General features: G+C 71.7%; 24 protein-coding genes. 18 read left to right on the top strand and 6 right to left on the bottom strand.

What is annotated here, in order from left to right; translation table 11 throughout:
* Positions 1-375: 375 nt before the first annotated feature.
* From BLW43_RS14920 to BLW43_RS14940, 5 genes are all read left to right on the top strand, one after another.
* Positions 376-1518, top strand: a complete 1143-nt coding sequence (locus BLW43_RS14920; protein ID WP_093254649.1) for an ABC transporter ATP-binding protein — start codon at positions 376-378, stop codon at positions 1516-1518.
* A gap of 117 nt (positions 1519-1635) precedes the next feature.
* Positions 1636-1860 (top strand): twin-arginine translocase TatA/TatE family subunit, encoded by a 225-nt coding sequence (locus BLW43_RS14925; protein ID WP_093254651.1) that lies wholly within the window; start codon positions 1636-1638, stop codon positions 1858-1860.
* A 34-nt stretch (positions 1861-1894) separates the two neighbouring features.
* On the top strand, positions 1895-2344 hold the full coding sequence (gene tatB / locus BLW43_RS14930; RefSeq protein ID WP_093254653.1) for a Sec-independent protein translocase protein TatB: 450 nt from the start codon (positions 1895-1897) through the stop codon (positions 2342-2344).
* 35 nt (positions 2345-2379) lie between these two features.
* Complete coding sequence (gene tatC, locus BLW43_RS14935; RefSeq protein WP_093254654.1) at positions 2380-3210, top strand: twin-arginine translocase subunit TatC; 831 nt, start codon at positions 2380-2382, stop codon at positions 3208-3210.
* 28 nt (positions 3211-3238) lie between these two features.
* The gene (locus BLW43_RS14940) at positions 3239-4102 is read left to right on the top strand and encodes an ATP-binding protein (protein ID WP_093254656.1); all 864 of its coding nucleotides are present in this window, start codon (positions 3239-3241) and stop codon (positions 4100-4102) included.
* Here the strand turns inward: BLW43_RS14940 and BLW43_RS14945 are convergent.
* Positions 4099-4608, bottom strand: coding sequence for a hypothetical protein (locus BLW43_RS14945; protein ID WP_139284079.1), 510 nt, complete (start codon positions 4606-4608; stop codon positions 4099-4101). The two genes, BLW43_RS14940 and BLW43_RS14945, sit on opposite strands and share 4 nt — an antisense overlap.
* Positions 4605-5204, bottom strand: a complete 600-nt coding sequence (locus BLW43_RS14950; RefSeq protein ID WP_139284080.1) for a hypothetical protein — start codon at positions 5202-5204, stop codon at positions 4605-4607. Before BLW43_RS14950 ends, BLW43_RS14945 begins: the two co-directional genes overlap by 4 nt.
* A 177-nt stretch (positions 5205-5381) precedes the next feature.
* Here BLW43_RS14950 and gfa point away from each other — a divergent pair, with 177 nt between their 5' ends.
* The 9 genes from gfa (at position 5382) to speE (ending at position 15498) form a co-directional block, all read left to right on the top strand.
* Entirely contained in the window at positions 5382-6038 is a 657-nt protein-coding gene (gene gfa / locus BLW43_RS14955) for an S-(hydroxymethyl)glutathione synthase (protein WP_093254660.1), read from the top strand.
* A gap of 65 nt (positions 6039-6103) precedes the next feature.
* Positions 6104-9601: a transcription-repair coupling factor gene (gene mfd, locus BLW43_RS14960; RefSeq protein ID WP_093254739.1), complete on the top strand. Its 3498-nt coding sequence runs from the start codon at positions 6104-6106 to the stop codon at positions 9599-9601.
* Between the two features lie 93 nt (positions 9602-9694).
* Positions 9695-10624, top strand: a complete 930-nt coding sequence (locus BLW43_RS14965; protein WP_093254662.1) for a class I fructose-bisphosphate aldolase — start codon at positions 9695-9697, stop codon at positions 10622-10624.
* A gap of 117 nt (positions 10625-10741) precedes the next feature.
* Positions 10742-11221, top strand: a complete 480-nt coding sequence (locus tag BLW43_RS14970; protein WP_139284081.1) for a hypothetical protein — start codon at positions 10742-10744, stop codon at positions 11219-11221.
* Positions 11196-11687, top strand: a complete 492-nt coding sequence (locus BLW43_RS23620) for a hypothetical protein (RefSeq protein WP_093254665.1) — start codon at positions 11196-11198, stop codon at positions 11685-11687. The genes BLW43_RS14970 and BLW43_RS23620 overlap by 26 nt, the downstream gene beginning before the upstream one ends.
* A 129-nt stretch (positions 11688-11816) precedes the next feature.
* Positions 11817-12350 (top strand): NUDIX domain-containing protein, encoded by a 534-nt coding sequence (locus tag BLW43_RS14980; RefSeq protein ID WP_093254667.1) that lies wholly within the window; start codon positions 11817-11819, stop codon positions 12348-12350.
* 87 nt (positions 12351-12437) lie between these two features.
* The gene (locus BLW43_RS14985) at positions 12438-14195 is read left to right on the top strand and encodes a monovalent cation:proton antiporter-2 (CPA2) family protein (RefSeq protein ID WP_093254669.1); all 1758 of its coding nucleotides are present in this window, start codon (positions 12438-12440) and stop codon (positions 14193-14195) included.
* 134 nt (positions 14196-14329) lie between these two features.
* Entirely contained in the window at positions 14330-14557 is a 228-nt protein-coding gene (locus BLW43_RS23625) for a hypothetical protein (protein ID WP_093254670.1), read from the top strand.
* A 71-nt stretch (positions 14558-14628) separates the two neighbouring features.
* Entirely contained in the window at positions 14629-15498 is an 870-nt protein-coding gene (gene speE, locus BLW43_RS14995) for a polyamine aminopropyltransferase (RefSeq protein WP_093254672.1), read from the top strand.
* Positions 15499-15522: 24 nt separating this feature from the next.
* On the opposite strand, the gene BLW43_RS15000 is transcribed toward speE, so the two are convergent.
* From BLW43_RS15000 to BLW43_RS15015, 4 genes are all read right to left on the bottom strand, one after another.
* Positions 15523-16041 (bottom strand): OsmC family protein, encoded by a 519-nt coding sequence (locus BLW43_RS15000; protein ID WP_093254673.1) that lies wholly within the window; start codon positions 16039-16041, stop codon positions 15523-15525.
* Positions 16042-16058: 17 nt separating this feature from the next.
* Positions 16059-18002 (bottom strand): tripartite tricarboxylate transporter permease, encoded by a 1944-nt coding sequence (locus tag BLW43_RS15005; protein ID WP_093254675.1) that lies wholly within the window; start codon positions 18000-18002, stop codon positions 16059-16061.
* 76 nt (positions 18003-18078) lie between these two features.
* Positions 18079-19152 (bottom strand): type 2 periplasmic-binding domain-containing protein, encoded by a 1074-nt coding sequence (locus BLW43_RS15010; RefSeq protein WP_093254676.1) that lies wholly within the window; start codon positions 19150-19152, stop codon positions 18079-18081.
* 88 nt (positions 19153-19240) lie between these two features.
* Positions 19241-20119, bottom strand: a complete 879-nt coding sequence (locus tag BLW43_RS15015; RefSeq protein ID WP_093254677.1) for a fumarylacetoacetate hydrolase family protein — start codon at positions 20117-20119, stop codon at positions 19241-19243.
* 207 nt (positions 20120-20326) lie between these two features.
* On the opposite strand from BLW43_RS15015, the gene BLW43_RS15020 reads away from it, so the two are divergent.
* The 4 genes from BLW43_RS15020 to BLW43_RS15035 all read left to right on the top strand — a co-directional run bounded on the left by BLW43_RS15020 (position 20327) and on the right by BLW43_RS15035 (position 23759).
* Positions 20327-21070, top strand: a complete 744-nt coding sequence (locus BLW43_RS15020; protein WP_217632195.1) for a sulfite exporter TauE/SafE family protein — start codon at positions 20327-20329, stop codon at positions 21068-21070.
* A gap of 67 nt (positions 21071-21137) precedes the next feature.
* Positions 21138-21614 carry a (2Fe-2S)-binding protein gene (locus tag BLW43_RS15025; protein ID WP_093254679.1) on the top strand — a complete coding sequence of 159 codons (477 nt, stop codon included), beginning with the start codon at positions 21138-21140 and terminating at the stop codon, positions 21612-21614.
* Entirely contained in the window at positions 21611-22381 is a 771-nt protein-coding gene (locus tag BLW43_RS15030) for a molybdopterin cofactor-binding domain-containing protein (protein ID WP_093254680.1), read from the top strand. The genes BLW43_RS15025 and BLW43_RS15030 overlap by 4 nt, the downstream gene beginning before the upstream one ends.
* Positions 22287-23759, top strand: a complete 1473-nt coding sequence (locus BLW43_RS15035) for a molybdopterin cofactor-binding domain-containing protein (RefSeq protein WP_175478936.1) — start codon at positions 22287-22289, stop codon at positions 23757-23759. The genes BLW43_RS15030 and BLW43_RS15035 overlap by 95 nt, the downstream gene beginning before the upstream one ends.
* Positions 23760-23761 lie beyond the last annotated feature (2 nt).

Raw genomic sequence — 23761 nt, forward strand, 5'->3', positions numbered from 1 at the left:
GATGGCGCGCTCCGTCACGGTGAGAATCTGCCGGCATGCCCGACAGCGCAGACGTCGTGATCCGCCGCGCCGGTCGTGCGGGGTGTAGAGGCGATACTCCGCATGGACGCCGCGGCCGTGATGGGCGCAGGTGGCGCTCGGAAAGCTCGGCTCGAGCGGCGCCTTGAGATACGCGGATATTCGGCCGAGCTCGGCGCCGACGCCGCTGTTGATCTTGAGGCGGAACTCCTATCCGCAACCCTTGCAGATCATGTTCCGGTCAGGGAGACGCTTTCCCCCCGGCATACAGGGCGTTGCGGGCGCGACGCGCCGCGCGGTTGCTCTCGGCGGCCGGGATTGCTAGATCGTCCCCGAGCAAAACGCTTGGGATTGTCCATGACGCCGACGCCTCGTCTCGGTCTGGAGCGCATCAGCAAGACCTACGCCGGGTCTCCGGCAGTGCGCGACGTGTCCTTCGAGGTCGACGAAGGCCATGTGATGTGTCTGCTCGGCCCGTCGGGCTGCGGCAAGTCCACGTTGCTGCGCATCGCGGCGGGCGTGGAGCGGCAGGATTCGGGCGTGGTGCGGGTGGATGGGCGCGTCGTCTCGGGCGACGCGAGCCACGCTCCGCCCGAGGCCCGCGGCATCGGCCTCATGTTCCAGGACTTCGCGCTGTTTCCGCATCTGACCGTGGCGCAGAACGTCGCCTTCGGCCTCGGGCGCTCGCTCAACGGCGCGCGGAGCGCGGTGGTCGGCCAGTATCTCGAACGGGTGGGGCTCTCGGGCTACGGCGCGAAGTTCCCGCACGAGCTTTCCGGCGGCGAGCAGCAGCGCGTCGCGCTGGCGCGGGCGCTCGCGCCGCGGCCCAGGGTGATGCTGATGGACGAGCCGTTCTCCGGGCTCGACCAGCGCCTGCGCGACAGCGTCCGCGACGAGACGCTGGCGCTGCTGAAGGAGGAGGGCGCAGCCGTCCTGCTGGTCACGCACGAGCCGGAGGAAGCCCTTCGCATGGCCGACCGCATCGCGCTGATGCGCGGCGGCGCGGTCGCGCAGGTCGGCGCACCCTACCACGTCTACAATCATCCGGTGGACCGCAAGGCGGCGGCCTTCTTCAGCGACGTCAACGTGATCCACGGCGAGGTGCGCGCGCGGCAGACCGACACGCCCTTCGGGCTGTTCCTGACGCCGGGCATGGTGGACCGCGCGGATGTCGAGATCATCATCCGTCCCCAGCACCTCAAGATCGAGGAGGACCGCGGCGCGCCGCCGCCCAGCACCATGCGCACCGGCGTGCCCGCGCGCGGCCATGTGACGCGCGCGCGGTTCATGGGCTCGGAAAGCCTCATCGAGGTGCGGATGGACCATGACGGCTCGCTGCTGAAGGCGACGGTGCCGGGCGCCTACCTGCCGGGGGCCGGCGCGCCGCTCTGGCTGTCGCTGCGCCGCGAGCACTGCTTCGTGTTTCCCTGCGAACGCCAGAGCAAGGTCGGCAATCCTTGGGAGGACGACCGCGACCGGAGCGGAAAAAGACCGGGCTAGGCCCTTTCCGGCCAGCCGCCTTTCTCATATGTCATGGCTGTGTTGCGCGCGCATCGCGCGCTGGCGAGAAGCGCGGGGAGGTCTCCATCCCCCCGCTCGCGCAGGGAGAGACGAGACATGAGCCCGAGCATCTGGCAGATCCTGATCGTCGTGCTGCTTGTCGTGCTGCTCTTCGGTCGGGGCAAGATCTCCGCGCTGATGGGTGACATGGCGAAGGGCATCAAGGCGTTCAAGCGCGGCATGGCCGACGACGCCGCAGAAGACGCCGACGCCAAGAAGGTCGAGCGCGCCGCCGAAGAGCCGATCGACGTCACGCCCGCCGGACAGAAGAAGGACGCCTGAGATCCGGCGCGAGGCGGCGGAGGGGCGCTGAGACATGCTCGACATCGGCTGGTCCGAGCTGATGGTGATCGGCGCGCTCGCGCTGATCGTGGTGGGTCCGAAGGATCTGCCCAAGCTGCTGCGCAGCTTTGGAAAATACGTCAATCAGGTGCGCGGCATGGCGCGCGACTTCCAGCGCTCGATGGAGGATGCGGCGCGCGAGGCCGACATCTCCGACATGAAGGATCTGCGCGAGGCCGCCAAATCCCTGAACGACCTGAAGCGGATGCCTTACGACTCGCTGAAGAAGCCGGGCAAGCCGGCGGCGGGAGCCACAGTTCCTCCGTCGCCGAAAGTCGAACACGCCGCACCGCGGTCTGCGGCGCCCGCCGCGGCTGAGCCGACCTCGGCGCCGACGGCTTCCGCACCCGCACCCGCTCCGACCGCCGCTGTTGCGCCGACCGCTTCGGCGCCTGGCGCCCCGGCGCCGACCGAGGGAGCCTGACCACTCAATGGATCGCCAGCGATGAGCTCCCGCCGATGACCGCCGCGGACGAGGTGGACGCCTCCAAGGCGCCGCTGATCGAGCATCTGATGGAGCTGCGCACCCGCCTGATACGGGCGCTGATCGCGCTCGGCGTCGCGGCGCTGGTCTGCTTCTTCTTCGCGCAGGAGATCTACGACATCCTGACCGGACCGCTGCGCGACCGGCTGATGGCGCGCGGGCAGGACCCGAGGCTGATCTACACGCAGCTCTACGAGACGTTCTTCGTACACCTCAAGATCGCGGTGTTCGGCGGGTTCTTCCTGTCCTTCCCGATGATCGCGGCGCAGGTCTGGAAGTTCGTCGCGCCCGGGCTCTACCGCGACGAGCGCAGCGCCTTCCTGCCCTTCCTCGTGGCGACGCCGGTGCTGTTCACGATGGGCGCGGCTCTGGTCTACTTCCTCGTCATGCCCATGGCGATCGACTTCTTCCTCGACTTCCAGGCGCAGGGCGCCCAAGGCGAGACGAAGATCGAGTTCCTCGGCAAGGTGAACGAGTATCTCAGCCTCGTGATGACGTTCATCCTGGCCTTCGGCATCTGCTTCCAGTTGCCGGTGCTGCTGACGCTGCTGGGCCGGGCGGGCATCGTCTCGGCGGAGGGGCTGGCGAACGGGCGGAAATACGCCGTGGTCGGCATCGCTGCGGCGGCTGCGGTGCTGACGCCGCCGGACCCGATCAGCCAGATCGGCCTCGGCATACCGATCTACCTGCTCTACGAGATCTCCATCATTCTCGTGCGGCTGGCCGAGCGCAAGCGCGACGCCCGCGAGAAGGCCGAGGAGGAGGCGTTCGAGCGCGAGATGTCCGGCGAGGATCCCGCCCCATGACGGGGGCGACGGCGATGGGGCCGCGCCGATGAGGGACGCCTCGGGCGACGGCGCCGACGCGCTGGAACGGATCGCCGCGGCGCTTGAGCGGCTGGCGCCGCCCCCGCTCGCGGAGCCGGATTTCGGCGCCGCCGAGGCGTTCCTCTGGCGCGCCGACCCCGACGGCCTTGAGCCGGTGCTCAGGGTCTCGCGCGTCGCACTCGATCTCCTCGTCGGCGTCGACCGGGCGCGCGACCAGCTGCTCGAGAACACCCGCCGCTTCGCGCGCGGGCTGCCGGCCAACAACGCGCTGCTCTGGGGCGCCCGCGGCATGGGCAAGTCCAGCCTTGTGAAGGCGGCCCACGCCGAGGCCGCGAAGGCGGAGGGCGCGAAGCGGCTGATCCTCGTGGAGATCCAGCGCGAGGATCTGCCGAGCATTCCGCGCCTGCTTCGGCTGCTGCGCGGCTCCGACGCGCGGTTCCTGCTGTTCTGCGACGACCTCAGCTTCGACATCGGCGATCAGGGCTACAAGAGCCTCAAGGCGGTGCTGGACGGCGGCGTGGAGGGGCGGCCCGAGAACGTGCTGTTCTATGCGACCTCCAACCGCCGCCACCTGATGCCGCGCGACATGATCGAGAACGAGCGCTCCACGGCCATCAACCCCTCCGAGGCGACCGAGGAGAAGGTCTCGCTGTCGGACCGCTTCGGCCTCTGGCTCGGCTTCCACCCCTGCGGACAGGACGATTTCCTGGCGATGATCCGCGGCTACTGCAACGCCCATGGCGTCGAGATCGACGACGAGACGCTGCGCGCTGAGGCCATAGAGTGGCGGCAGGCGCGCGGCGCGATCTCCGGCCGCGTGGCGTGGCAGTTCTTCACCGACCTCGCCGGACGCCGCGGGGTCGCGATCTAGTCGAGCATCTGCTGGAAGAGCCGAGTCATCGCGGCGGCGAAGGCCTCGGGGGCGTCGGCGCGCACGTTCGGCGCCTCCAGAAATCCAGTGACCAGCGGGCGTTCGCTCTCGCAGAAGGTCGCCAGCGCCGAGAAGCCCTTTTCGCCGCCAGCGCCCGTCGGCGGGACAACGCCGCGGCAGAGCGCGTAGCCGTCCGGCGCGGTCGTCGGGTTGAAGACGAGCACGAGGCGGCTCGCATCCGCCGGCGTCGCCGCGCGGAAGCCGATGTCTGCCGGCCAGCCGTTCGGCAGCCGCAGCCGCGCGACCACCTCGCCGGCAGACAGCCCGGCGAAGGGCGCACCGTGAACTTCCGTGGGCAGCCCGCCCGCCGCCATCGGGACGATGCGGCTCCGCAGGTTGCTGACCAGCGCGTCGACGCGGGTGATCCTCTCCACGTCGTCGCAGCCGGCCAGCGCGACGCTCAGCACGGCCGCGAGACGCCCCAGCATCGCCGTCAGCCGGCTCAAAGGCAGAGCCTGATGCGGCAGTCGTCGTCGCGCTCAGGGTCGCGACGCGGCGCGATCTGGAGGAACACCCGCGCGAAGGCGTCGCCGAAGGCGGGGTCCGCCGGGGTCGCGAGGTCGCTCCGGCTCAGATGCGCCGAGGACGCCGCGCGCCGGCCCATGCAATAGACGACGTTGGCCTGAAGGCTGTCCGCGACGCCGCCGCTCGCCGGCCGGCCGTCGCATACGAGCATCGCGTTCGCCGCCGTCGCCGCGCCGAAGCCGATCACGATGCGCTGCATCTCCGGCGCCTCGCCCTGCGCGACGGCGGTGAACGGCGCGTCGGGCCAGAAGCCGGGCATCCGCAGGGCGGCGGCGACCTCCTGCGGGCTCGCGCCGCCCGGGATCGGCCCCTGCAGCTCGACCAGCGGCCCGGAGGCGGCGAAAGCGCCGAACGTGTTCGGCGAATAGGCCGACAGCACGTCGACCTGCGTGATGCGCTCGCCGAGGACGTCGGTGGCGGCGCAGCCCGCGAGACAGGCGACGCACAGCGCCGCGGCGGAAAGGGCCTGCAGATCCTTCATGCGCTCCACCCATGGGTCGGAAAGCTCCGATCGCATCGCATGGCTTCAGCGTAGCCGGTCCGGGCAGAAACGCCAGCGCCGCCGCCGCGCGCAAGCCGCGCGCGTGCGCGAGAAAAGCGCGCAGCCCCGCTTTTTCCCGCGACTAACGCGCCGACGCGCGGCAGTGTGCCCAGAGGGCGGCGCCGACCGGCGTGCTCCAAGATGGAGGAAGAAATGGGTCTTTTCGACTTTCTGTTCGGAGGGGGAGACAAGGCGGCGCCCGCTCCCGCGGCGCCCGCGGCTGCGAAGGTGGACACCAGCGGGATCAGGATCCATCCCTCCGTCGATGGCGGCGTGAAGCCCGGCGCGGCGAGTTTCGGCGGCGGGACGATCCACTGCAAATGCGCGAGCGACAAGGTCGAGGTCCGCATCGACGCGCAGACCGCGCACAACCACATCTGCGGCTGCACGAAGTGCTGGAAGCCGGCGGGCGCGCCCTTCAGCCAGGTCGCCGTGGTGAGCCGCGACAAGCTCTCGGTCACAGCCAACGGCGACAAGCTCGAGATCGTCGATCCGTCCGCCGCGATCCAGCGCCACGCCTGCAAGGGCTGCGGCGTGCACATGTTCGGGCGCATCGAAAATCAGGGCCACCCGTTCTACGGCCTCGATTTCGTGCACACCGAACTCAGCGATCAGGGCGGCTGGTCCCCGGCGGAGTTCGCGGCCTTCGTCTCCTCGGTCATCGAGGGCGGCGGCTACAGGCCCGATCAGATGGACAAGGTGCGCGCGCGCCTCAAGGAACTCGGTCTCGTGCCCTACGACGCGCTTTCCCCGCCGCTGATGGACGCCATCGCGACCCATGTGGCGAAATCCAAGGGCGTGCTCAGCTGAGCTGAGGCCGATGCGGGCGGCGGCGCGTCTTGCGCAGGGCCATGGGCCGCGATACGTCGCCGCCCATGGCTGACGCTCCAACGCTTCACGCGGCGCGCAAACCGCTCCGGGCGGGCGCCGTCACCGTGGGCGGCGCTCCAGAGGGCTTCGACGCGACGCTGGTCGCCGACATCGCCGCGCGCGCCGGCGGGCCGGTGCTCCACATCGCGCGGGACGACCGGCGCATGGCCGCGATGGCCGACGCGCTTGCGGTGCTGGCGCCCTCGACGCCCGTGCTGCGCTTCCCGGCATGGGACTGCCTGCCCTACGACCGCGTCTCCCCGGCGCCCGAGATCGCCGCGGCGCGCATGGCGACGCTGGCGCGGCTGGCGCGGCTGGCGCGCGGGGTGGAGGGGGCGGCGGTCGTGCTCACCACGGTCAACGCCGCCGTCCAGCGCACCCCGGCGCGCGAGACGGTGCTGGCGTCCAGCTTCGAGGCGCAGGTCGGGGCGCGCGTCGATGTGGACGCGCTGATGGGCTACCTCGGCCGCATGGGCTACAACCGCGCCGCGACGGTGAGCGAGCCCGGCGACTTCGCGGTGCGCGGCGGCATCGTCGACATCTTCCCGCCGGGGGCGAAGCTGCCGGTGCGGCTCGACTTCTTCGGCGACACGCTGGACGGCGCCCGGCGCTTCGAGGTCGAGACCCAGCGCACCGTGCGCAAGGTGCGCGGCGTGTCGCTGGCGCCGGCGTCGGAGATCATCCTCGACCCCGAGAGCATCGCCCGCTTCCGCACCCGCTACCGCGAGACCTTCGGCGCCGCGGCGCTGGACGACGCGCTCTATGCGGCGGTGAGCGCGGGCCGCAAGCACCAGGGCGTGGAGCACTGGGCGCCGCTGTTCCATGACCGCATGGCGACGCCGTTCGACTTCCTGCCCGGCGCGCCCGTCACCATGGACCACCTCGCCGAGGAGGCGCGCGACGCGCGGCTGGAGATGGTGCGCGACCATCACGACAGCCGCGCCGACGCGCCGAAGCCCAAGGGTGGCGTCGCCGCGCCGTCCTACAAGCCGCTGCCGCCCGAAGCGCTGCACCTGACGGCGGAGGAATGGGCCGGCGCGCTCGACGGTCGGCCCGTGCGCCGCTTCGACCCCAACCGCCGCCCGCCGGGGCCGGGCATCGTCGACGCCGGCGGCCGGATGGGCCGCGAATTCGCCGCCGAGCGCAGGATGGAGGGCGTGAACCTGTTCGACGCGCTCGCCGACCATGTGAAGGCGCGCCGCCGGGAGGGCGCCGTGGTCATCGCCTCGTGGTCGGAAGGCGCGCGCGACCGGCTCGCGACGCTGCTCGCCGACCATGGCGTGAAGGGCGCGAAGCCGGTGGACGCCTGGGCGGAGGCTGTGGATGGCGCCGTCTCGCTGATGGTCTGGCCGCTGGAGCGCGGTTTCGAGACGGCGCGGCTGACGGTGATCTCCGAGCAGGACGTGCTCGGCGACCGGCTGGTGCGCGGCGCCAGGCGCAAGCGCGCCGAGAACGTGCTGACCGAGGCGGCGGCGCTCTCGATCGGCGATCTCGTCGTGCATGTCGAGCACGGCATCGGGCGCTACACGGGGCTCGTCACCATCGAGGCGATGGGCGCGCCGCACGAGTGCCTCGCGCTGGAATACGCCGGCGCCTCGAAACTCTACCTGCCGGTGGAGAACATCGAGCTGCTGACGCGCTACGGCGACGGCGCGGAGGCGCAGCTCGACCGGCTGGGCGGCGGGGCGTGGCAGGCGCGCAAGGCCAAGCTCAAGGAGCGGCTGCGCGACATCGCCGACAGGCTGATCCGCGTCGCCGCCGAGCGCGCCATGCGCAAGGGCGCGCTGATGACGCCGCCGCCCGGCGCTTGGGACGAGTTCTGCGCGCGCTTCCCCTATGAGGAGACCGACGACCAGCTCCGCGCCATCGCCGACGTTCTCGACGACCTAGCCTCCGGGCGACCCATGGACCGGCTGATCTGCGGCGACGTCGGCTTCGGCAAGACGGAGGTCGCGCTGCGCGCGGCCTATGTCGCCGCCATGTCGGGCGCCCAGGTGGCGGTGGTGTGCCCCACGACGCTGCTCGCCCGCCAGCACGCCAAGGGCTTTGCGGAACGCTTCCACGGCGCGCCGCTGACCGTGCGCCAGCTCTCGCGCTTCACGCCGGCGCGCGAGGCGGCGGAGACGCGCAAGGGGCTGGAGACCGGCGACGTCAACATCGTCATCGGCACCCACGCGCTGCTTGCGAAGGGGATAAAATTCTCCGATCTCGGCCTGCTGATCATCGACGAGGAACAGCATTTCGGCGTGCAGCACAAGGAGCGGCTCAAGACGCTCAAGGCCGACGTGCATGTGCTGACGATGACCGCGACGCCGATCCCCCGCACCCTGCAGCTTGCGATGACCGGCGTGCGCGAGCTGTCGCTGATCGCGACGCCGCCGGTGGACCGCCTCGCCGTGCGCACCTATGTGACGCCTTGGGACCCGGTGACGGTGCGCGAGGCGCTGCTGCGCGAGCGCTATCGCGGCGGTCAGGCGTTCTACGTCGCGCCGCGCATCTCCGACCTGCCCGAGATCGAGCAGTTCCTGAAAGACAGCGTGCCGGAGGTGAGCTTCGTCACCGCGCATGGCCAGCTTGCGGCCGGCGAGCTCGACCGCCGCATGAACGCCTTCTACGACGGCGAATACGACGTGCTGCTGGCGACGACGATCATCGAGAGCGGCATCGACATCCCCGCCGCCAACACGCTGATCGTGCACCGCGCCGACATGTTCGGGCTGGCGCAGATGTACCAGATCCGCGGCCGGGTCGGCCGCTCCAAGGCGCGGGCCTACGCCTATTTCACGACGCCGCCGCGCAAGCCGCTGGCCGATGGCGCGGTGAAGCGGCTGAAGGTGCTTAGCTCGCTCGACACGCTCGGCGCAGGCTTCACGCTCGCCTCCCATGACCTCGACATCCGCGGCGCCGGCAACCTGCTGGGCGAGGAGCAGTCGGGGCATGTCAGGGAGGTCGGCTTCGAACTCTACCAGGACATGCTTGAGGAGACGATCGCCAGGATGCGCGCCGGCGAGATCGAGGGGCTGGCCGAGGTGGAGGACGCCTGGGCGCCGCAGATCAACCTCGGCGCGCCGGTGCTGATCCCCGAGGGCTACGTCTCCGACCTCGACGTGCGGCTCGGCCTCTATCGCCGCCTCTCCGCGCTGGAGACGCGCGCCGAGCTGGAGGGCTTCGGCGCCGAGCTCTACGACCGTTTCGGCAAGCCGCCCGAGGAGGTCGAGACCCTGCTCAGGATCGTCCGCATCAAGACGCTCTGCCGCAAGGCGGGCGTCGCCAAGCTCGACGGCGGGCCCAAGGGCGCGACGATCCAGTTCAGGGGCGACCGTTTCGCCGACCCCGCCGCGCTGGTGGCCTTCATCCAGGACCAGAAGGGGCTGGCGAAGGTGAAGGACAACCGGCTGGTGGTGCGCCGCGACTGGCCGACGCCGGAGGACCGCGTGAAGGGCGCCTTCGCGATCATGCGCGACCTCGCGAAGCTGGTCCGGACCGAGGCGAAGGCCGCCTGAAGGCGTCTTGCGGCTTGACCGCACACAGCGCTGCGGCTAGCCGGGGCGCGACCGTCAGCCACAGCCCGTCCATCAAGCCCAGAGGTTCTCCCGATGAAAGCGACCCGCGCCGTCAGCCGCATCCTCTCCGCCTATGAGGGCGAAACGCCCGGCGTGAAGGCGAAGCTTCACTCGATCCTGATGGCCGGCAAGCTCGGCGGCACCGGCAGGATGATCATCCTGCCCGTCGATCAGGGTTTCGAGCACGGCCCCGCGCGCAGCTTCGCGCCGAACCCCGCCGGCTATGACCCGCACTACCACTATCAGCTCGCCATCGACGCCGGGCTGAACGCCTACGCCGCGCCGCTCGGGCCGCTGGAGGCCGGCGCCGACACCTTCGCCGGCGCGATCCCGACCATCCTCAAGGTGAACTCCGCCAACTCGCTGCTCTCGGGCACGGCCGGCAAGGACCAGGCGATCACGGCGAGCGTGGACGACGCGCTGCGGCTCGGCTGCGCCGCCATCGGCTTCACGATCTACCCCGGCTCCGACTGCTCGCTCGACATGTTCGAGGAGATCGTCGAGATGCGCCGCGAGGCCGCCTCGGTGGGCGTGGCCACGGTGATCTGGTCCTATCCCCGCGGCGAGGGCGTCACCAAGGAGGGCGAGCTCGCCATCGACGTCGGCGCCTACGCCGCCCACATGGCCGCGCTGCTCGGCGCCCACATCGTCAAGGTGAAGCTGACCACCGACCATGTGATGCAGCCCGAGGCGCAGAAGGTCTACAAGGAGAAGGGCATCGACGTCTCCACGCTCGCCGCGCGGGTGAAACACGTGGTGGACAGCTGCTTCGGCGGCCGCCGGCTCGTGGTGTTCTCGGGCGGCGCGGCGAAGGGCGCCGACGCGGTGTTCGACGACGCCCGCGCGATTCGCGACGGCGGCGGCAACGGCTCGATCATCGGCCGCAACAGTTTCCAGCGGAGCCGCGAGGACGCGCTGGAGATGCTGGGCAAGCTGATCGACATCTACCGCGGCAAGGCCTGAGCGCCGCCGGCGGCGCCTGAACCGGGCGCCGCCGCCATCGCCGTCGCGCGCGGCTTCTGTCGCGGGGGCGGCGTCGCCGTGCTACCCTCGCGCCGCTGAGCGTACGGAGGGTGGCGGATGGCGCGGGGTTTGTGCCGGTTTCTCATGGCGTGTCTGCTCGCGGTCTCGGCCGCCGGCTGCGCACGCGAACTCGGGGGCGACACGGTCGACGGACGCAGCGTGTCCGGGGCCGTCCCGACCGAGCGCGGCGTGGTGGAAAGCGTCCGCCGGGTTCAGGTCGTCGAGGGCGAGAGCCTCTCCGACAACGCCTTCGGCTTCGGCGTCGGCGCGCTGGCGGGCGGCTTCGGCGGCTCCTTCATCGGCGGCGGTCGCGGAACGACGCTGGCGGCCGGCGCCGGCGCCGTGCTGGGCGGGCTGCTCGGCGCGGCGGTCGAGCGCGAGGCGAGCCGGGGCGCCGCGCTGGAATACGTCGTGCGCCTGCCCTTCGACCGGCGCATGACCGTGGTTCAGGACGACGCCGCGGCGATCCCCGTGGGCGCGCCGGTCTATCTCATCTCCGGGCGGGGTCAGCGTGCGCGCATCGCGCCGGTGGGGTGAGACGGCGCTGCGGCTCCGCCGCGTCGCGGCGCTCTGCGCTGCGCTGTCCGGATGCGCCGCGCCGACGCCTGCGCCGGAGGCGGCGGCGGTCGCGACCGAGCGCGGCGTGGTCGAGAGCGCCCGCGTGGTGCGCGCGGGGAGGCGGGACGGCTGGTCCCGCGATGTCGGCGTGAGCATCGGCGGCGCCGTCGGTTCGGGCGGCGTCGGCGTCGGGATCGGCCTCGGCGGCTGGGGCGGTCGCTACGACCGCTGGGGCCGCCGCGATCCGTGGGGCTGGCGCGGCGGCGGCTATGACGGCTGGGGCGACCCCCGCCAGCGATACGAGACGGTCGAGTATGTCGTGAGGCTGCCGTTCGACCGGCGCATGACGATCGTGCAGACCGACCGCGAGCCGATCCCGCCCGGCGCCGCCGTGCGTCTGCTGGTGCGAGAGGGCGCTCCGCTCGCCATCGCGCCGCTCGGCTGAGGGCCGCGGCCGCTGGAAGCGGTGGGGCGCGGCCGCTGGAAGCGGTGGGGCGCGACGACGCGCCGCCGCGCATCCGCCGCCTTCGCGGCGTCAGGTTGCGGCGCCGCACAAACTCCGGGATCCGCCGCCATGCTCGAGACGCTCTCCACCCGCACCGCCTTCGAGAACCGCTTCGTGACCCTGCGGGAGGACGCGGTGCGGCTTCCCGACGGTTCCGAAAGCGTCTACGCCTACATCGCCCGTCCGCGCTACGCGATCGCCGCGGCGGTCGAGGACGGCGAGATCTGGATGGTCGAGCAGTGGCGCCACCCGCTGCGTCGCCGGACATGGGAGCTGCCGATGGGCGTCGCGCCTGGCGGCGACGCCATTCCCGTCGAGGAGGCGGCGCGCATCGAACTGCGCGAGGAGACCGGCGTGACCGCGCTGACCTGGCGCTATGTCGCCGAGGTCGCGCCCGCGCCGGCGCTGGTCGCGCAGACCGGCGCGCTGTTTCTGGCGACGGGGCTGACGCTCGGCCCGCAGCAGCTGGAGGACACCGAGCAGGATCTCGTGGCGCGGCCCTGGCCCGTCGAGCGCGCCGTCGCCGCCGCGGTCGAGGGCGAGATCCTCGATGCGGTCTCGGCCTCCTGCCTGATGCGGTTGCGGCTGATGGGTGAGATCTGAGGGCGCCGCAGCGCGCCGCGCGCCGCGCGTTGCGCCGCGGCGCCGGGCGGGCGATGCTGGCGCGCAAGCATTTGAGGGAGCGCGGCCATGGCGGTTGGAGCCGATCCGTTTCTGCTCGACGCGGCGGTGTATCTCGGCGCCGCGGTAGTCGGGGTCGCTGCGTTCAAGCGGCTGGGGCTCGGGTCGGTGCTCGGATATCTGTTCGCCGGGGCGCTGATCGGGCCGGCCGGGCTGGGGCTGATCGCCGATCAGGAGGACGGCGAGCAGGTGATGCATGTCGCCGAGTTCGGCGTGGTGCTGCTGCTCTTCGTGATCGGGCTGGAGCTGCAGCCGTCGCGGCTGTGGCGGATGCGCTCGGAAATCCTCGGTCTCGGCTTCGCGCAGCTCCTGAGCGCGGGCGCGGCGCTGGCGGCGGCGCTGTGGCTTGCGGGCTTCTCGCTCGCCGGGGCGGCGGTGACGGGGCTCGCGCTGGCGCTCTCGTCCACGGCGTTCGGCGTGCAGATCCTGCGCGAGCGGCGCGAGTTCGCCACGCCCTATGGCCGCAAGGCGTTCTCCATCCTGCTGTTTCAGGACATGGCGGTGGTGCCGCTGCTGGCGCTGACGGCGCTGCTGGCGCCGCTGGGGCGGCCTGAGAGCGCTGGGCTGCTCGATGTCGTCGTCCCGGTCGCGGCGCTGGCGGCGCTGATCGTCGTGGCGCGCTACGGGCTGCCGTGGCTGTTCCGCGCCATCGCGATGGCCGGCGCCGACGAGGTGTTCACCGCCGCGGCGCTTTTCGTGGTGGCCGCCTCGGCGCTGGCGATGCAGGCCGCGGGGCTGTCGATGGCGCTGGGCGCGTTCCTTGCCGGCCTGCTGCTGGCCGAGACCGAGTTCCGCCACCAGCTCGAGACCGACATCGAGCCGTTCCGCTCGCTGTTTCTCGGCCTGTTCTTCATCGCGGTCGGCATGTCGGTGGACTGGGCGCTGGCGGTCGACAACATCGCGATCGTCGCCGGCGGCGCCGTGGGGCTCTATGCGCTGAAGGCGGCGCTGCTCTTCGTCGTCGGCCGGCGCTCCGGATCGAGCGAGACCGACGCGGTGCGGCTGGCGGCCACGCTGGGCCAGTCCGGCGAGTTCGCCTTCGTGCTGCTGGCGCTGGCCTCCGCCAACTGGCTGATCACCCCGCGCGACGCCGCGCTGCTGACCGCGCTCGTCGGCGTCTCGATGGCGCTGACGCCGGCGGCGGTGAAGGCCGCCGACTGGTGGGCGCGGCGGCAGGGCGCGCGGGCCGAGGCGCGGGGTCTCGAGCCGCCCGAGGCCAGACCCGCGAACGTCATCGTCGCGGGCTTCGGGCGCACCGGGCAGATCGTGGCGCGGGTGCTGCAGATGCGCGGCTACGACCTGACGCTGATCGACAACTCGCCGCGGCGCATCCAGATGGCGGCGCAGTTCGGCAACAAGGTGTTCTTCGGCGACGGCTCGCGGCTCGACGTGCTGACCATGGCCGGGGCCGCGGAGGCCAGGGCGATCTTCCTGTGCATCAACGACCGGGAGGGCGCGCGCATGGCGGTGAAGCGGCTGCGCGAGCGCTTCCCCGGCCAGCTCATCCTCGCCATGACCTACGACCGCTTCTCCGACATCGAGATGCGCGAGGCCGGCGCCGACGTCTCGATCCGGGAGGTGTTCGAAAGTTCGGTGATGCTGGCGCGCGAGGGGCTGGCGCGCATGGGCGACAACGCCGACCTCGACGAGCTGATCGCCGAGTTCCGCCGCCGCGACGAGGAGCTTCTGCGCCTCCAGATCGAGATCGGCGTGCATGAGGGGCTGGCGAAGATGCGCGAGAAATACGCCATCGAACGCGCCGGCTGAGGCGCCCGCCCGTCAGCGCCCTGACGCGCAGGCGCCGCGGCGCTCACGAGCGACGGCGATGGTTGTGGCGCGCGTCACAGCGGACGAATCGATCCTCCCGCATGGTGAACGCAGATCAACCAGGGGAGGCCGACATGGCCAGCATGAACCGGATCAACCGCTCCACCGCCGTCGCCCTGAAGCGCGGCGCGGTCATCGAGGACTGCGAGTTCGCCGTGGACGACGAGTTCGACGGCCTCGACCTGCCCGCCTTCGTCGCCGCCGGCGCCCGCCGCCGCAGCGTCGCCGACAGCCGCGACGGCTCCGCCCTCTGGGCCGACGCCGGCGAGGCGCCCTCGACGGACTATCTGCTGCTGTTCTGACGGCGGGGTTGCGCGCCCGCCGCCGCCTCGGCTAACCCCGACCTGCGGGGTTAACAGCGGGGGCGCGGGCGATGAGCGAAGCGAATGGCGGCGTCATGCCGGGATGGTCGGTCGAGACCCTCCACGACGATTTCCGCCAGTGCCTGCGCGAGGCCACGCTGCTCTACGACAGCGAGACCGAGCACCAGCGCCTGCGCGTGTTCCGCAACCCCACCTTCGGGCGCATCCTGACGCTCGACGGCGTGGTGCAGGTCACCGAAGGCGACGAGTTCATCTACCACGAGATGATGGCCCATGTGCCGATCTTCGCCCATGGCGCGGCGAGCCGCGTGCTGATCGTGGGCGGCGGCGACGGCGGCATGGCGCGCGAGGCGCTCAAGCATCGGGGCGTCGAGCGCGTCGTGATGGTCGAGATCGACGCCGGCGTGATCGAGTTCAGCAGGCGGTATCTGCCGGGCATCGGCGACGGGGCGTTCGACGACCCGCGCCTCGAAGTCGTGATCGCGGACGGCGCCGACTACATGAAGGCCGAAGGCGAGGCGTTCGACGTGATCATCGTCGACTCGACCGATCCCATCGGGCCGGGCGTGACGCTGTTCACCGACACCTTCTACGGCCACGCCCGCAACCGGATGAAGCCCGGCGGGATCATCGTCACCCAGAACGGCGTGCCGTTCCTGCAGGGCGGGGAGCTGACCGGCACGCTGCGCGCCTTCGGGGCGCTGTTCGAGGACGCCACCTGCTACCTCACGCAGGTGCCGACCTATGTCTGCGGGCCGATGGCGATGGGCTGGGGCAGCGACGGCGACGCCCGCCAGGTGGAGCTTCCCACGCTGGAGCGGCGCTTCGCCGAGGCGGGCTTCGAGACGCGCTTCTACACGCCCGAAGTCCACAAGGCGGCCTTCGCGCTGCCGGTCTATGTCCAGAAGCTGTTTCCCTGACGGCGCGGCAGGGCCCGAGCGCCTTCAGTCGACGTCGCCGGCGTAGTCTGCGGCGGGCCGCGCCTCCCACGTCACGTCCATCGCGACCTGAGCGGCGTTGAGCAGGTTCATCACCGGGCAGCGGAACTCCACGTTCCTGCGCAGCTGCTGGAATCGCCTGTCGCTCTCGTCGGTGTAGACGGTGATCTTCAGGGTCGCCGTCTCGAAATAGGGGCGGATGCCCGGCACGCCCTTGGGGCCGCGCACGTCGATCTGGCTCTCGCAGGCGAAGTCGACGCCGGCGTAGGCGAAGCCCATCGCCTTGGCGACGCCGTTGATGATGACGCCGTCGCAGCCGACGAGCGCCACGAGAACCGTCTCCAGCGGGCTCGGCGCGGAGTTCGTGCCGCCGAGCGACGCCGGCTCGTCGGTGTAGACGGGCGCGAAGTCCCGCACCTGGATCTTGGTGCGCGTGCCGGCGGCGTTGGTCGCCCTGACGGTGCGCACGCCGATCTTCTTGGTGGCGGGGTCGATGCTCGGCTCGATGATGTCGGGGTGGGTCATGGCGGTCTCCTCAATGGTCAGCCCAGGCCGGTGAACGCGCCTGCCGGCGCATCGCCTCTCAGAACGTCGAACAGCAGCCACACCACCGCGAACACCGCCGCGCCATAGGCGCAGCCCGCCAGCGGCTTCATCCTGGCCCGCGCCAGCAGCATCCACGCCAGCAGCGTGAGGGTGGAGAGCGTGAAGCCGACCGCCCAGAGCGCCGCCGCATAGGCGACGAGCGCCAGCAGGATGGCGATCTCGCCGACTTCGCCCTTTTCGAAGGGCGCGCGGCGGCGGGCGGCGCGCAGGACCAGCCACAGCGCCAGCGGCAGGCCGGGGACGAGGGCGAGCAGCGGCATGAGCCGCGATGACGCGTTGAACGTCGTCGTCTCCCACAGCGCCCAGACGAAGGCGACTGAGACCAGCGCGGCGAGCGCGAGCGCGGCCGGGGTCTCGCGCGGCGGCGCAGCAGCCTGCGCCGCTTCGGCTTTCGCCGCCGCCGCGCCCTTGGGCCGGCGCGCGGCGGCGACGCGGCGCCAGAGGCCGAGCAGCATCGGGATCACGATGAAGGAGGCGATGACCAGCACGCCGGGCCGCCCCAGCCAGCTCCAGCCATGGATCTGGTTGGTCAGCCAGAAATACTGCTCCATGGGCTTGGCGAGCACGAAGCCGACGAGCGCCGGCGCGCGCGGCCAGCCGGCGTGCTTCATCAGCCAGCCGAGCGCGCCGAGCGCGAACAGCATGAAGATGTCGCCCATGGTGCTGGTCGCCTGGTAGGCGCCGACGACCATGATCAGCACCAGCGGCGCGGCGATGATGGCGAAGGGTATCCGCGTCAGCCGCGCGAGCGCCGGCGTGATCGCGAAGCAGATGGCCGCGCCCACGACCGAGGACAGCGCCACGCTCCACACGATCAGATACATCAGGTCGGGGTTCTGCGTGATCATCCGCGGGCCGGGATAGTAGCCGAAGGAGAACAGCGCCCCGAGGAAGATCGCCGCCGCCGGCCCGCCCGGCACGCTGAACAGCAGCGTCGGCACCAGATCGGCGATCACGGTGGCGTTGTTGGCGCCTTCCGACGCGGCGATCCCGCGGATCTCCCCGCGCCCGAACCTCGACTTGTCGCGGGTGGAGCGGATCGCGTGGCCGTAGGCGACCCAGGTCGAGGCCGAGGCGCCGACCGCGGGCACGAAGCCGCCGAAGACGCCGATGATCGAGGCGCGCAGCACAAGCCAGCGGTTCTTCCAGAAATCGCGGAACCCCTCGCCCCATGCGCCCACCGTGATCGGCGTGTGGGAGATGCCGCCGCCGGCGGCCAGCATCGAAACGGCCTCCGCCACGCCGAACAGGCCCAGCGCCACGATGGTCAGCGAGAAGCCGTCGAGCAGGTAGACCTGACCGAAGGTGAAGCGGAAGTCCGCCGCCGCCGAGGCCGGCCCGACGACGCCGAGAAAGAGCCCCAGGCACGCCGCGGCCAGCCCCTTGGCGAGGTCGTCGCCGATCATCGAACTGGCGAAGACCAGCCCGACCAGCGCGAACATGAAGAGCTCCGGCGTGCTCAGCATCAGCACGATCGGTCCGGCGACCGGGATCGCGACCAGCAGCACGAGCGCGCCCATCAGCCCGCCGACCATCGAGGCGAGAAAGCCGACGCCGAGCGCCCGCGCCGCCTCACCCTGCTTCGCCAGCGCATGGCCCTCGATGGCGGTCGGCGCGGAGGCGGGCGAGCCGGGCGCTCCGATCAGGACCGAGGTGATGGTGTCGGAGGTGTAGACCACCGAGACCGCGCCGAGCAGCATCGCCAGCCCGGAATAGTCGTCCATGTAGTAGACGAAGGGCAGCAGGATCGAGACGGCCGCCACGCCGCCGAGCCCCGGCAGCATGCCGAAGACCATGCCGACGAGCATGCCCGCGAGCAGTGCGCCGAGGCGCATCGGATCGAACAGCGCTTCGAGCGCCGTCAGGGCGTGTTCGGGCATGCGCGACGGCCTTGTCGGGAGGGCGGGCGTCAGGAAATGCGGGAAGGGGCGCCGGCTGGCGCCCCCGCGGCCTGCGTCAGAACTTCACGCCGTACTTCGTGGAGAGCAGGTCCTTGAGGTAGGCGCGGACCTCGTCGGAGGGCGACAGCGCCGCCTTCACCGCCTTCTCCGTCGCCGGCCCGGCGCTGAGGCGGGCGCCGTTGGTGACTTCCTGGCTCGCCTTCTGGAACTCGGGGTCGGCGTTGATGTCCGCCACGGCCTTCGCGAAGATGTCGAGCACCTCCTGCGGCGTGTCGGGTTTCATGTAGCCGGTCAGGCCATAGGCGTAGGTGACTGCGGCCACGCTCTCGAACGCCTGCCATTCGATGCCGGAAGGCGGCTCGCCGTTCAGCATCTCGTACACCTCGTGGACCGAGGGCAGATCGGGGGCGATCGGGTCGCGGGCGGTCAGCCTGCCGTCGGCGTCGGCGGCGCCGCCGGTCCAGAGCGGCGTCGCGGTTCCGGCCTCGACCGACGGGACCACCTGCGTAAGGTAGACGGGCGTGAACTGGTAGTCGATGTTGACCTCGCCCTGCTCGAAGGCCAGCCGCACCGGGCCGCGGCCGTTGAAGCCGAGCACCGACTTCACGTCGAGGCCGAGCACCTCGAAGGAGAGCAGCCCCGGCAGGTCGGACGCGGCCGCCGCGATGCCGCCATAGATGAGCGGGGTCTTTGACGACCGGATGTCGGCCGCGCTTGTGACGCCGGTCGAGGGCGAGACGTAGGCGACGCCGCTGAAGGGGTGGCTGTAGGCTACACGGTAGTCGGCGAGCCGGTACTCCACGCCCTCCTGCCCCAGCACGAACGGGTTGGCGGTCGACGAGGTGGTGAACAGGATCGTCGTGCCGTCCGATTTCGCGTTCTGCTCGAACCAGTTGGCGCCGAGGATCGAGCCGCCGCCGGGCCGGTCGACGACGTTGATCTCGGGATTGCCTGGCAGGTGCTTCTCGAAGAAGGGCTCGAGGAACTTCGCAGAGACGAAGGTGGCGCCGCCGGGGCCGAAGGGAACGATGACGTCGATGGTCTTGCCGGCGAAGTAGCCGTCCTGCGCCGACGCCGCGCCGGACAGGGCCAGCGCCGCGGCGGCGGCGAGATTGAGCGTTGTCTTCATGGTGTGATCCTCCCCTGGGGTTGGGCGCGGGCGGGCTTCGGCGGCCCGTCCTTCGCGCGGTCTCATGCGTTCGCGCCGTGGCGCAGACTCAGACGATCGTGTTGCTCAGTTCGCCGAGCCCGGTGATGGTGACGGTCATCCGGTCGCCCTTCGCGAGATATTTCGGGGGCTTGAACCCGATGCCCACGCCTTCCGGCGTTCCGGTGGCGATGATGTCGCCGGGCAGCAGCGTCATGGTCGCCGACATCGTTTCGATCAGCGTCGGAATGTCGAAGATCAGGTCGGCGACGCGCGCCTTCTGGCGGGTCTCGCCGTTGATCAGGGTCTCCAGCTCCATGGCGCCGACGTCGCCGATCTCGTCGGCGGTCGCGATCCACGGACCCATCGGGCAGAAGGTGTCGACGCCCTTGCCGATGACCCACTGATTGTGCCTGCGCTGAAGCTCGCGCGAGGTGACGTCGTTGACGACGACGTAGCCGAAGACATGGTCGTAGGCGTCGGCCTTCGACACGCGGAAGGCCCGCCTGCCGATCACCACGCCGAGCTCGCCCTCGTAGTCGACCGAGCCCGTCGGGTCGAGCTCGCCGCGCACGGCGTCGCCGGGGCCGACGATGCTGGTGGTCGCCTTGGTGAAGATGATCGGCGCGGTGGGCACCGCCTCCTTGCCGCTCGAGTCGAATCCGCTCGAATGGAACTCGTTCGCGTGGGCGTAGTAGTTCTTGCCCACGCAGAAGAGGTCGCGGCGCGGCTCGGGGATCGGCGCCAGCAGCCGCGCCGTCTCGAGCGCCGTCCGCGCGCCGCCCCCCGCGCCGACCTCGCGCCACGCCGCCAGCGCGTCGCTGCCGCCTTCGACGAGGCGGCGCACCGCGTCCTTCGCTCCCGGCCCCTCGGCGCAGATGACGATGTCATCGCCGTCGATGTATCCGGCCGCCACCTTGCCGCCCTGCTCGAACGTGACGAGTTTCATGCTCTCGACATTCCCCCGTTTTACCGATAAAAATCGTTTGCATATACGATATGCTCTGTCAAACATGGTTTCACGGCGAGGGCGGAGGCCGTCGCCGACCAGGAGCAGCAGGTCCGATCCAGTGCGCAGTCCGGCACGGCATCCCCACCCCTCAGAGCTCCGCGCGGCGCGCGGCGCGGTCCCGCCCGGCTTGAAGGCCGAGCATGCATGACCGCCCAGATCGCGCTGTTCCTGGCGGCTGGCTTCGCCGGCGGCGTCGTCAATGCGCTGGCGGGCGGCGCGAAGCTCTTCGTCTTTCCGATGCTGCTCGCGGCCGGTCTGCCGCCGCTTGCCGCCAACGCCACCGGCACCGTCGCGGTGTGGCCGGCCATGCTCCCCACAGCCTGGGTCTATCGCGAGATGGTTGCGCGGGAGGCGCGGCGGCTCCTGCTGCTGGTGCTGCCGGGGCTGGCGGGCGCGCTATGTGGCGCGCTTGTCATGATCGGCTCCGGCGAGGACGCGTTTCTGGCCGCGATCCCCGCGTTGCTGCTCCTCGCCGTCGGCTCGATCCTGCTCGGCGACCGGCTTGCGACGCTGGCCCGCCGGTTCCTGCCCGGACCCCGGCTGAAGGCGGCCCTGGGCGCGCTGCTCTTCGCGATCGGGTTCTACGGCGGCTATTTCGGCGCGGGCATGGGCTTCATGCTGGTGGCCGCGCTGACGGCGGCGGGCGGCGAGCTGCGGGAGGCGAACGCGACCAAGAACCTGTTTGCGGTCGCGATCAACACCGTGGCGGTGGTTCCGCTCGCGCTGTCGGGGCTGGTGGACTGGGTCGCGGCGACGACCGTGCTGGTCGGCGGGGTCGTCGGCGGCTATGTCGGCGCGCGGCTGTCGCTGTCGATGCCGGTGACCCTGCTGCGCGGGGCGATCTCGGTCATGGGGCTCACGCTCACGGCGGTGTTCCTGCTGCGATGAGCGGCGGGGCGGACAGCTTCCGCGGGGCGCGGGCGCCCGGTTTGACGCCAGGCGGCGAGGGTGCGCGATGAGCGGCGGCGGGCGCACGACAACGCTCACCCTGAACGGCGCGGAAGTGGCGGTGGAGGCCGACCCCGACGCGCCGCTGCTCCATGCGCTGCGCGGGTCGCTGGGGCTCACCGGCGCGCGCTTCGGGTGCGGCGAGGGCCAGTGCGGCGCCTGCATGGTGCTGGTCGACGGTCGGGCGACGCCCTCCTGCGACATGCCGCTCTACGCCGCCGCAGGGCGGTCGGTCGAGACCGTCGAGGGGCTCGCCGACCATCCGCTGGTCGCGGCCATCGTCGAAGGCCAGGCGGGGCAGTGCGGCTACTGCCTGCCGGGGATCGTCGTGGCGGCGAAGGCGCTGCTCGACCGCAACCCGCGCCCGAGCCGCGCGGAGATCGCCGCCGCGCTCGACGGCAACCTCTGTCGCTGCGGGGCGCATCTGCGCATCCTCAAGGCGGTGGAGGCAGCCGCGGCGCGCATGGCGGAGGCCGCGCGATGACCGATCCGGCCGGAACGCAGGCGATCCAGCCGCCGCCGGCGATGCAGGCCGCGCCGCTGATCTCCGACTGGATAAGGTTTCTGCCGGACCGGCGCATCCTCGTGCTCTCGGGCCGGGTGGAGCTGGGGCAGGGCAATCTCACGGCGATCCTCCAGATCGCGGCGGACGAGCTGGATGCGCCGGTCGAGGCGATGACGATCGCCGGCGCCGACACCAGCCTGACGCCGAACGAGGGCTTCACCTCCGGCAGCCTGTCGATCTCGCAGGGCGGCATGGCGGTGCGCCTCGCGGCCTCGGCGGCGCGACAACGCCTGCTCGCCGAGGCCGCGCGCCTGCTGCAATGCGCGCCCGAGGATCTTGGCGTCGAGGCGGGCAGGGTGCTGCGGTCCGGCGTCGACACGCCCTTCGACCTGTGGGAACTCGCCGCGCGCGCCGACCTCGACGCGCCGGCCCTGTTCTACGCCGCGCCCAAGCGGCCCGATGAGCGACGGGTCTGCGGCGCCTCGCTGCCGCGGCTCGACCTCGCCCAGCGCCTCTCTGGCGGGTTCTTCGTGCATGACATGGCCCCCGAAGGCGTGCTGCACGGCCGCGTCGCGCATCCGCCCACGCTGCGCTCGCGGCTCGGGGCCTTCGATCTCGACGCGCTGCGCGCGCGCCGGCGTCGTCGCCGCGGTGCGCGACGGCGCCTTTCTCGGGGTCGTCGCCGAGACCGAGGCCGCCGCGGTCGCCGCCGCGCGCTGGGCCGCCGCCCGCGCCGGATGGGCTGACGACGTCGCCGCGCCCGCCGACGCGGTGGACGCCATCCGCCGCTCCGCGGAGCCGGCCGAGGTCGTCCACGAGGCCGGCGACCCGGACGCCGCTCGGGGCCGCGTGTTCGAGGCGACCGTCACGCGCCCCTATCTCAGCCACGCCTCCATCGGCCCTTCCGCCGCGGTCGCGGAGTGGCGCGACGGTCGGCTCAGGGTCTGGAGCCATGCGCAGGGCCCCTATCCGCTGCGCGCCGCGCTGGCGGACGTCTTCGGCGTCGCGCCGGAGGCGATCGAGGTGGCGCACAGGCCGGGCGCCGGCTGCTACGGCCACAACGGCGCCGACGACGCGGCGCTCGACGCCGCGCTGCTGGCGCGCGCGACGCCGGGCCGGCCGGTGAAGGTGGTCTGGGACCGCGCGACCGAGTTCCGCTGCGCGCCGCTCGGCCCCGGCATGGCGACGCGCGTGCGCGCGGTGGTCGGCGAGGATGGCCGCGTCTCGGCGATGGAGGTCGTCGCGAACAGCGCCCCGCATGGCAACCGCCCGGGCCGCAACGGCGCGCCGAACCTGCGCGCGGCGGCCTATCTCGACAAGCCGTTTCCGACGCCGCGCTCCGGCGACGTGCCGCTCGCCAGCGGCGGCGGCGCCGACCGCAACGCCGTGCCGGGCTACGCGATCCCAAACCTGCGGATCTCCAAGCGCATTGTGCACGAACTGCCCTACCGCACCTCCTCGCTGCGCGCGCTGGGCGGCTTCGCCAACGTCTACGCCATCGAGACGATGATGGACCGCATCGCGCGCGAGACCGGGCGAGACCCCGTCGCCTTCCGGCTCGCGCATCTCGACGACCCGCGGGCCTGCGCGGTGATCGAGGCCGCCGCCGCCGCCGCGGCGCCGCTTCGCGCGCGGCTGCAGCGGGAGGGAACGACGTCGGAGGGGGCGGGCTGGGGCCTCGGCTACGCGCGCTACAAGAACACCGCCGCCTATTGCGCGGTGATGGCGCGCATCGAGGTGGACGCCGGGATCCGCGTCACAGACGTCTTCGTGGGCCTCGACGCCGGCGAGATCGTCAACCCCGACGGCGCGATCAACCAGACCGAGGGCGGCGTGATCCAGGCGATCAGCTGGACGCTCAAGGAATCAGTGCGCTTCGAGGGCGCCGCCGTGGCGACGCAGGGCTGGGGCGACTACCCGATCCTGACCTTCTCGGAGACGCCCGAGGTCGCCGTGCGCCTGATCGACCATCCCGAGGCGCCGCCGCTCGGCTGCGCCGAGGCCGCGCAGGGGCCGACCGCCGCCGCGCTCGGCAACGCGCTGCGCGACGCGGTCGGCGTCCACGCGCCCGACCTGCCGCTGACGCGCGAGGCGATCATCGCGGCCCTGGAGCTGACGCAGTGAGG

Origin of the sequence: Rubrimonas cliftonensis, from assembly GCF_900107585.1 — a bacterium.
Taxonomy (GTDB): domain Bacteria; phylum Pseudomonadota; class Alphaproteobacteria; order Rhodobacterales; family Rhodobacteraceae; genus Rubrimonas; species Rubrimonas cliftonensis.

Bases quoted from the DNA above. Each gene is read 5' to 3' on its own strand.
- BLW43_RS14920 (WP_093254649.1), top strand. From the start codon at position 376: ATGACGCCGACGCCTCGTCTCGGTCTGGAGCGCATCAGCAAGACCTAC.
- BLW43_RS14925 (WP_093254651.1), top strand. From the start codon at position 1,636: ATGAGCCCGAGCATCTGGCAGATCCTGATCGTCGTGCTGCTTGTCGTG.
- tatB (WP_093254653.1), top strand. From the start codon at position 1,895: ATGCTCGACATCGGCTGGTCCGAGCTGATGGTGATCGGCGCGCTCGCG.
- tatC (WP_093254654.1), top strand. From the start codon at position 2,380: ATGACCGCCGCGGACGAGGTGGACGCCTCCAAGGCGCCGCTGATCGAG.
- BLW43_RS14940 (WP_093254656.1), top strand. From the start codon at position 3,239: ATGAGGGACGCCTCGGGCGACGGCGCCGACGCGCTGGAACGGATCGCC.
- BLW43_RS14950 (WP_139284080.1), bottom strand. From the start codon at position 5,204: ATGCGATCGGAGCTTTCCGACCCATGGGTGGAGCGCATGAAGGATCTG.
- gfa (WP_093254660.1), top strand. From the start codon at position 5,382: ATGGGTCTTTTCGACTTTCTGTTCGGAGGGGGAGACAAGGCGGCGCCC.
- mfd (WP_093254739.1), top strand. From the start codon at position 6,104: ATGGCTGACGCTCCAACGCTTCACGCGGCGCGCAAACCGCTCCGGGCG.
- BLW43_RS14965 (WP_093254662.1), top strand. From the start codon at position 9,695: ATGAAAGCGACCCGCGCCGTCAGCCGCATCCTCTCCGCCTATGAGGGC.
- BLW43_RS14970 (WP_139284081.1), top strand. From the start codon at position 10,742: ATGGCGCGGGGTTTGTGCCGGTTTCTCATGGCGTGTCTGCTCGCGGTC.
- BLW43_RS14980 (WP_093254667.1), top strand. From the start codon at position 11,817: ATGCTCGAGACGCTCTCCACCCGCACCGCCTTCGAGAACCGCTTCGTG.
- BLW43_RS14985 (WP_093254669.1), top strand. From the start codon at position 12,438: ATGGCGGTTGGAGCCGATCCGTTTCTGCTCGACGCGGCGGTGTATCTC.
- BLW43_RS23625 (WP_093254670.1), top strand. From the start codon at position 14,330: ATGGCCAGCATGAACCGGATCAACCGCTCCACCGCCGTCGCCCTGAAG.
- speE (WP_093254672.1), top strand. From the start codon at position 14,629: ATGAGCGAAGCGAATGGCGGCGTCATGCCGGGATGGTCGGTCGAGACC.
- BLW43_RS15000 (WP_093254673.1), bottom strand. From the start codon at position 16,041: ATGACCCACCCCGACATCATCGAGCCGAGCATCGACCCCGCCACCAAG.
- BLW43_RS15005 (WP_093254675.1), bottom strand. From the start codon at position 18,002: ATGCCCGAACACGCCCTGACGGCGCTCGAAGCGCTGTTCGATCCGATG.
- BLW43_RS15010 (WP_093254676.1), bottom strand. From the start codon at position 19,152: ATGAAGACAACGCTCAATCTCGCCGCCGCCGCGGCGCTGGCCCTGTCC.
- BLW43_RS15015 (WP_093254677.1), bottom strand. From the start codon at position 20,119: ATGAAACTCGTCACGTTCGAGCAGGGCGGCAAGGTGGCGGCCGGATAC.
- BLW43_RS15020 (WP_217632195.1), top strand. From the start codon at position 20,327: ATGACCGCCCAGATCGCGCTGTTCCTGGCGGCTGGCTTCGCCGGCGGC.
- BLW43_RS15025 (WP_093254679.1), top strand. From the start codon at position 21,138: ATGAGCGGCGGCGGGCGCACGACAACGCTCACCCTGAACGGCGCGGAA.
- BLW43_RS15030 (WP_093254680.1), top strand. From the start codon at position 21,611: ATGACCGATCCGGCCGGAACGCAGGCGATCCAGCCGCCGCCGGCGATG.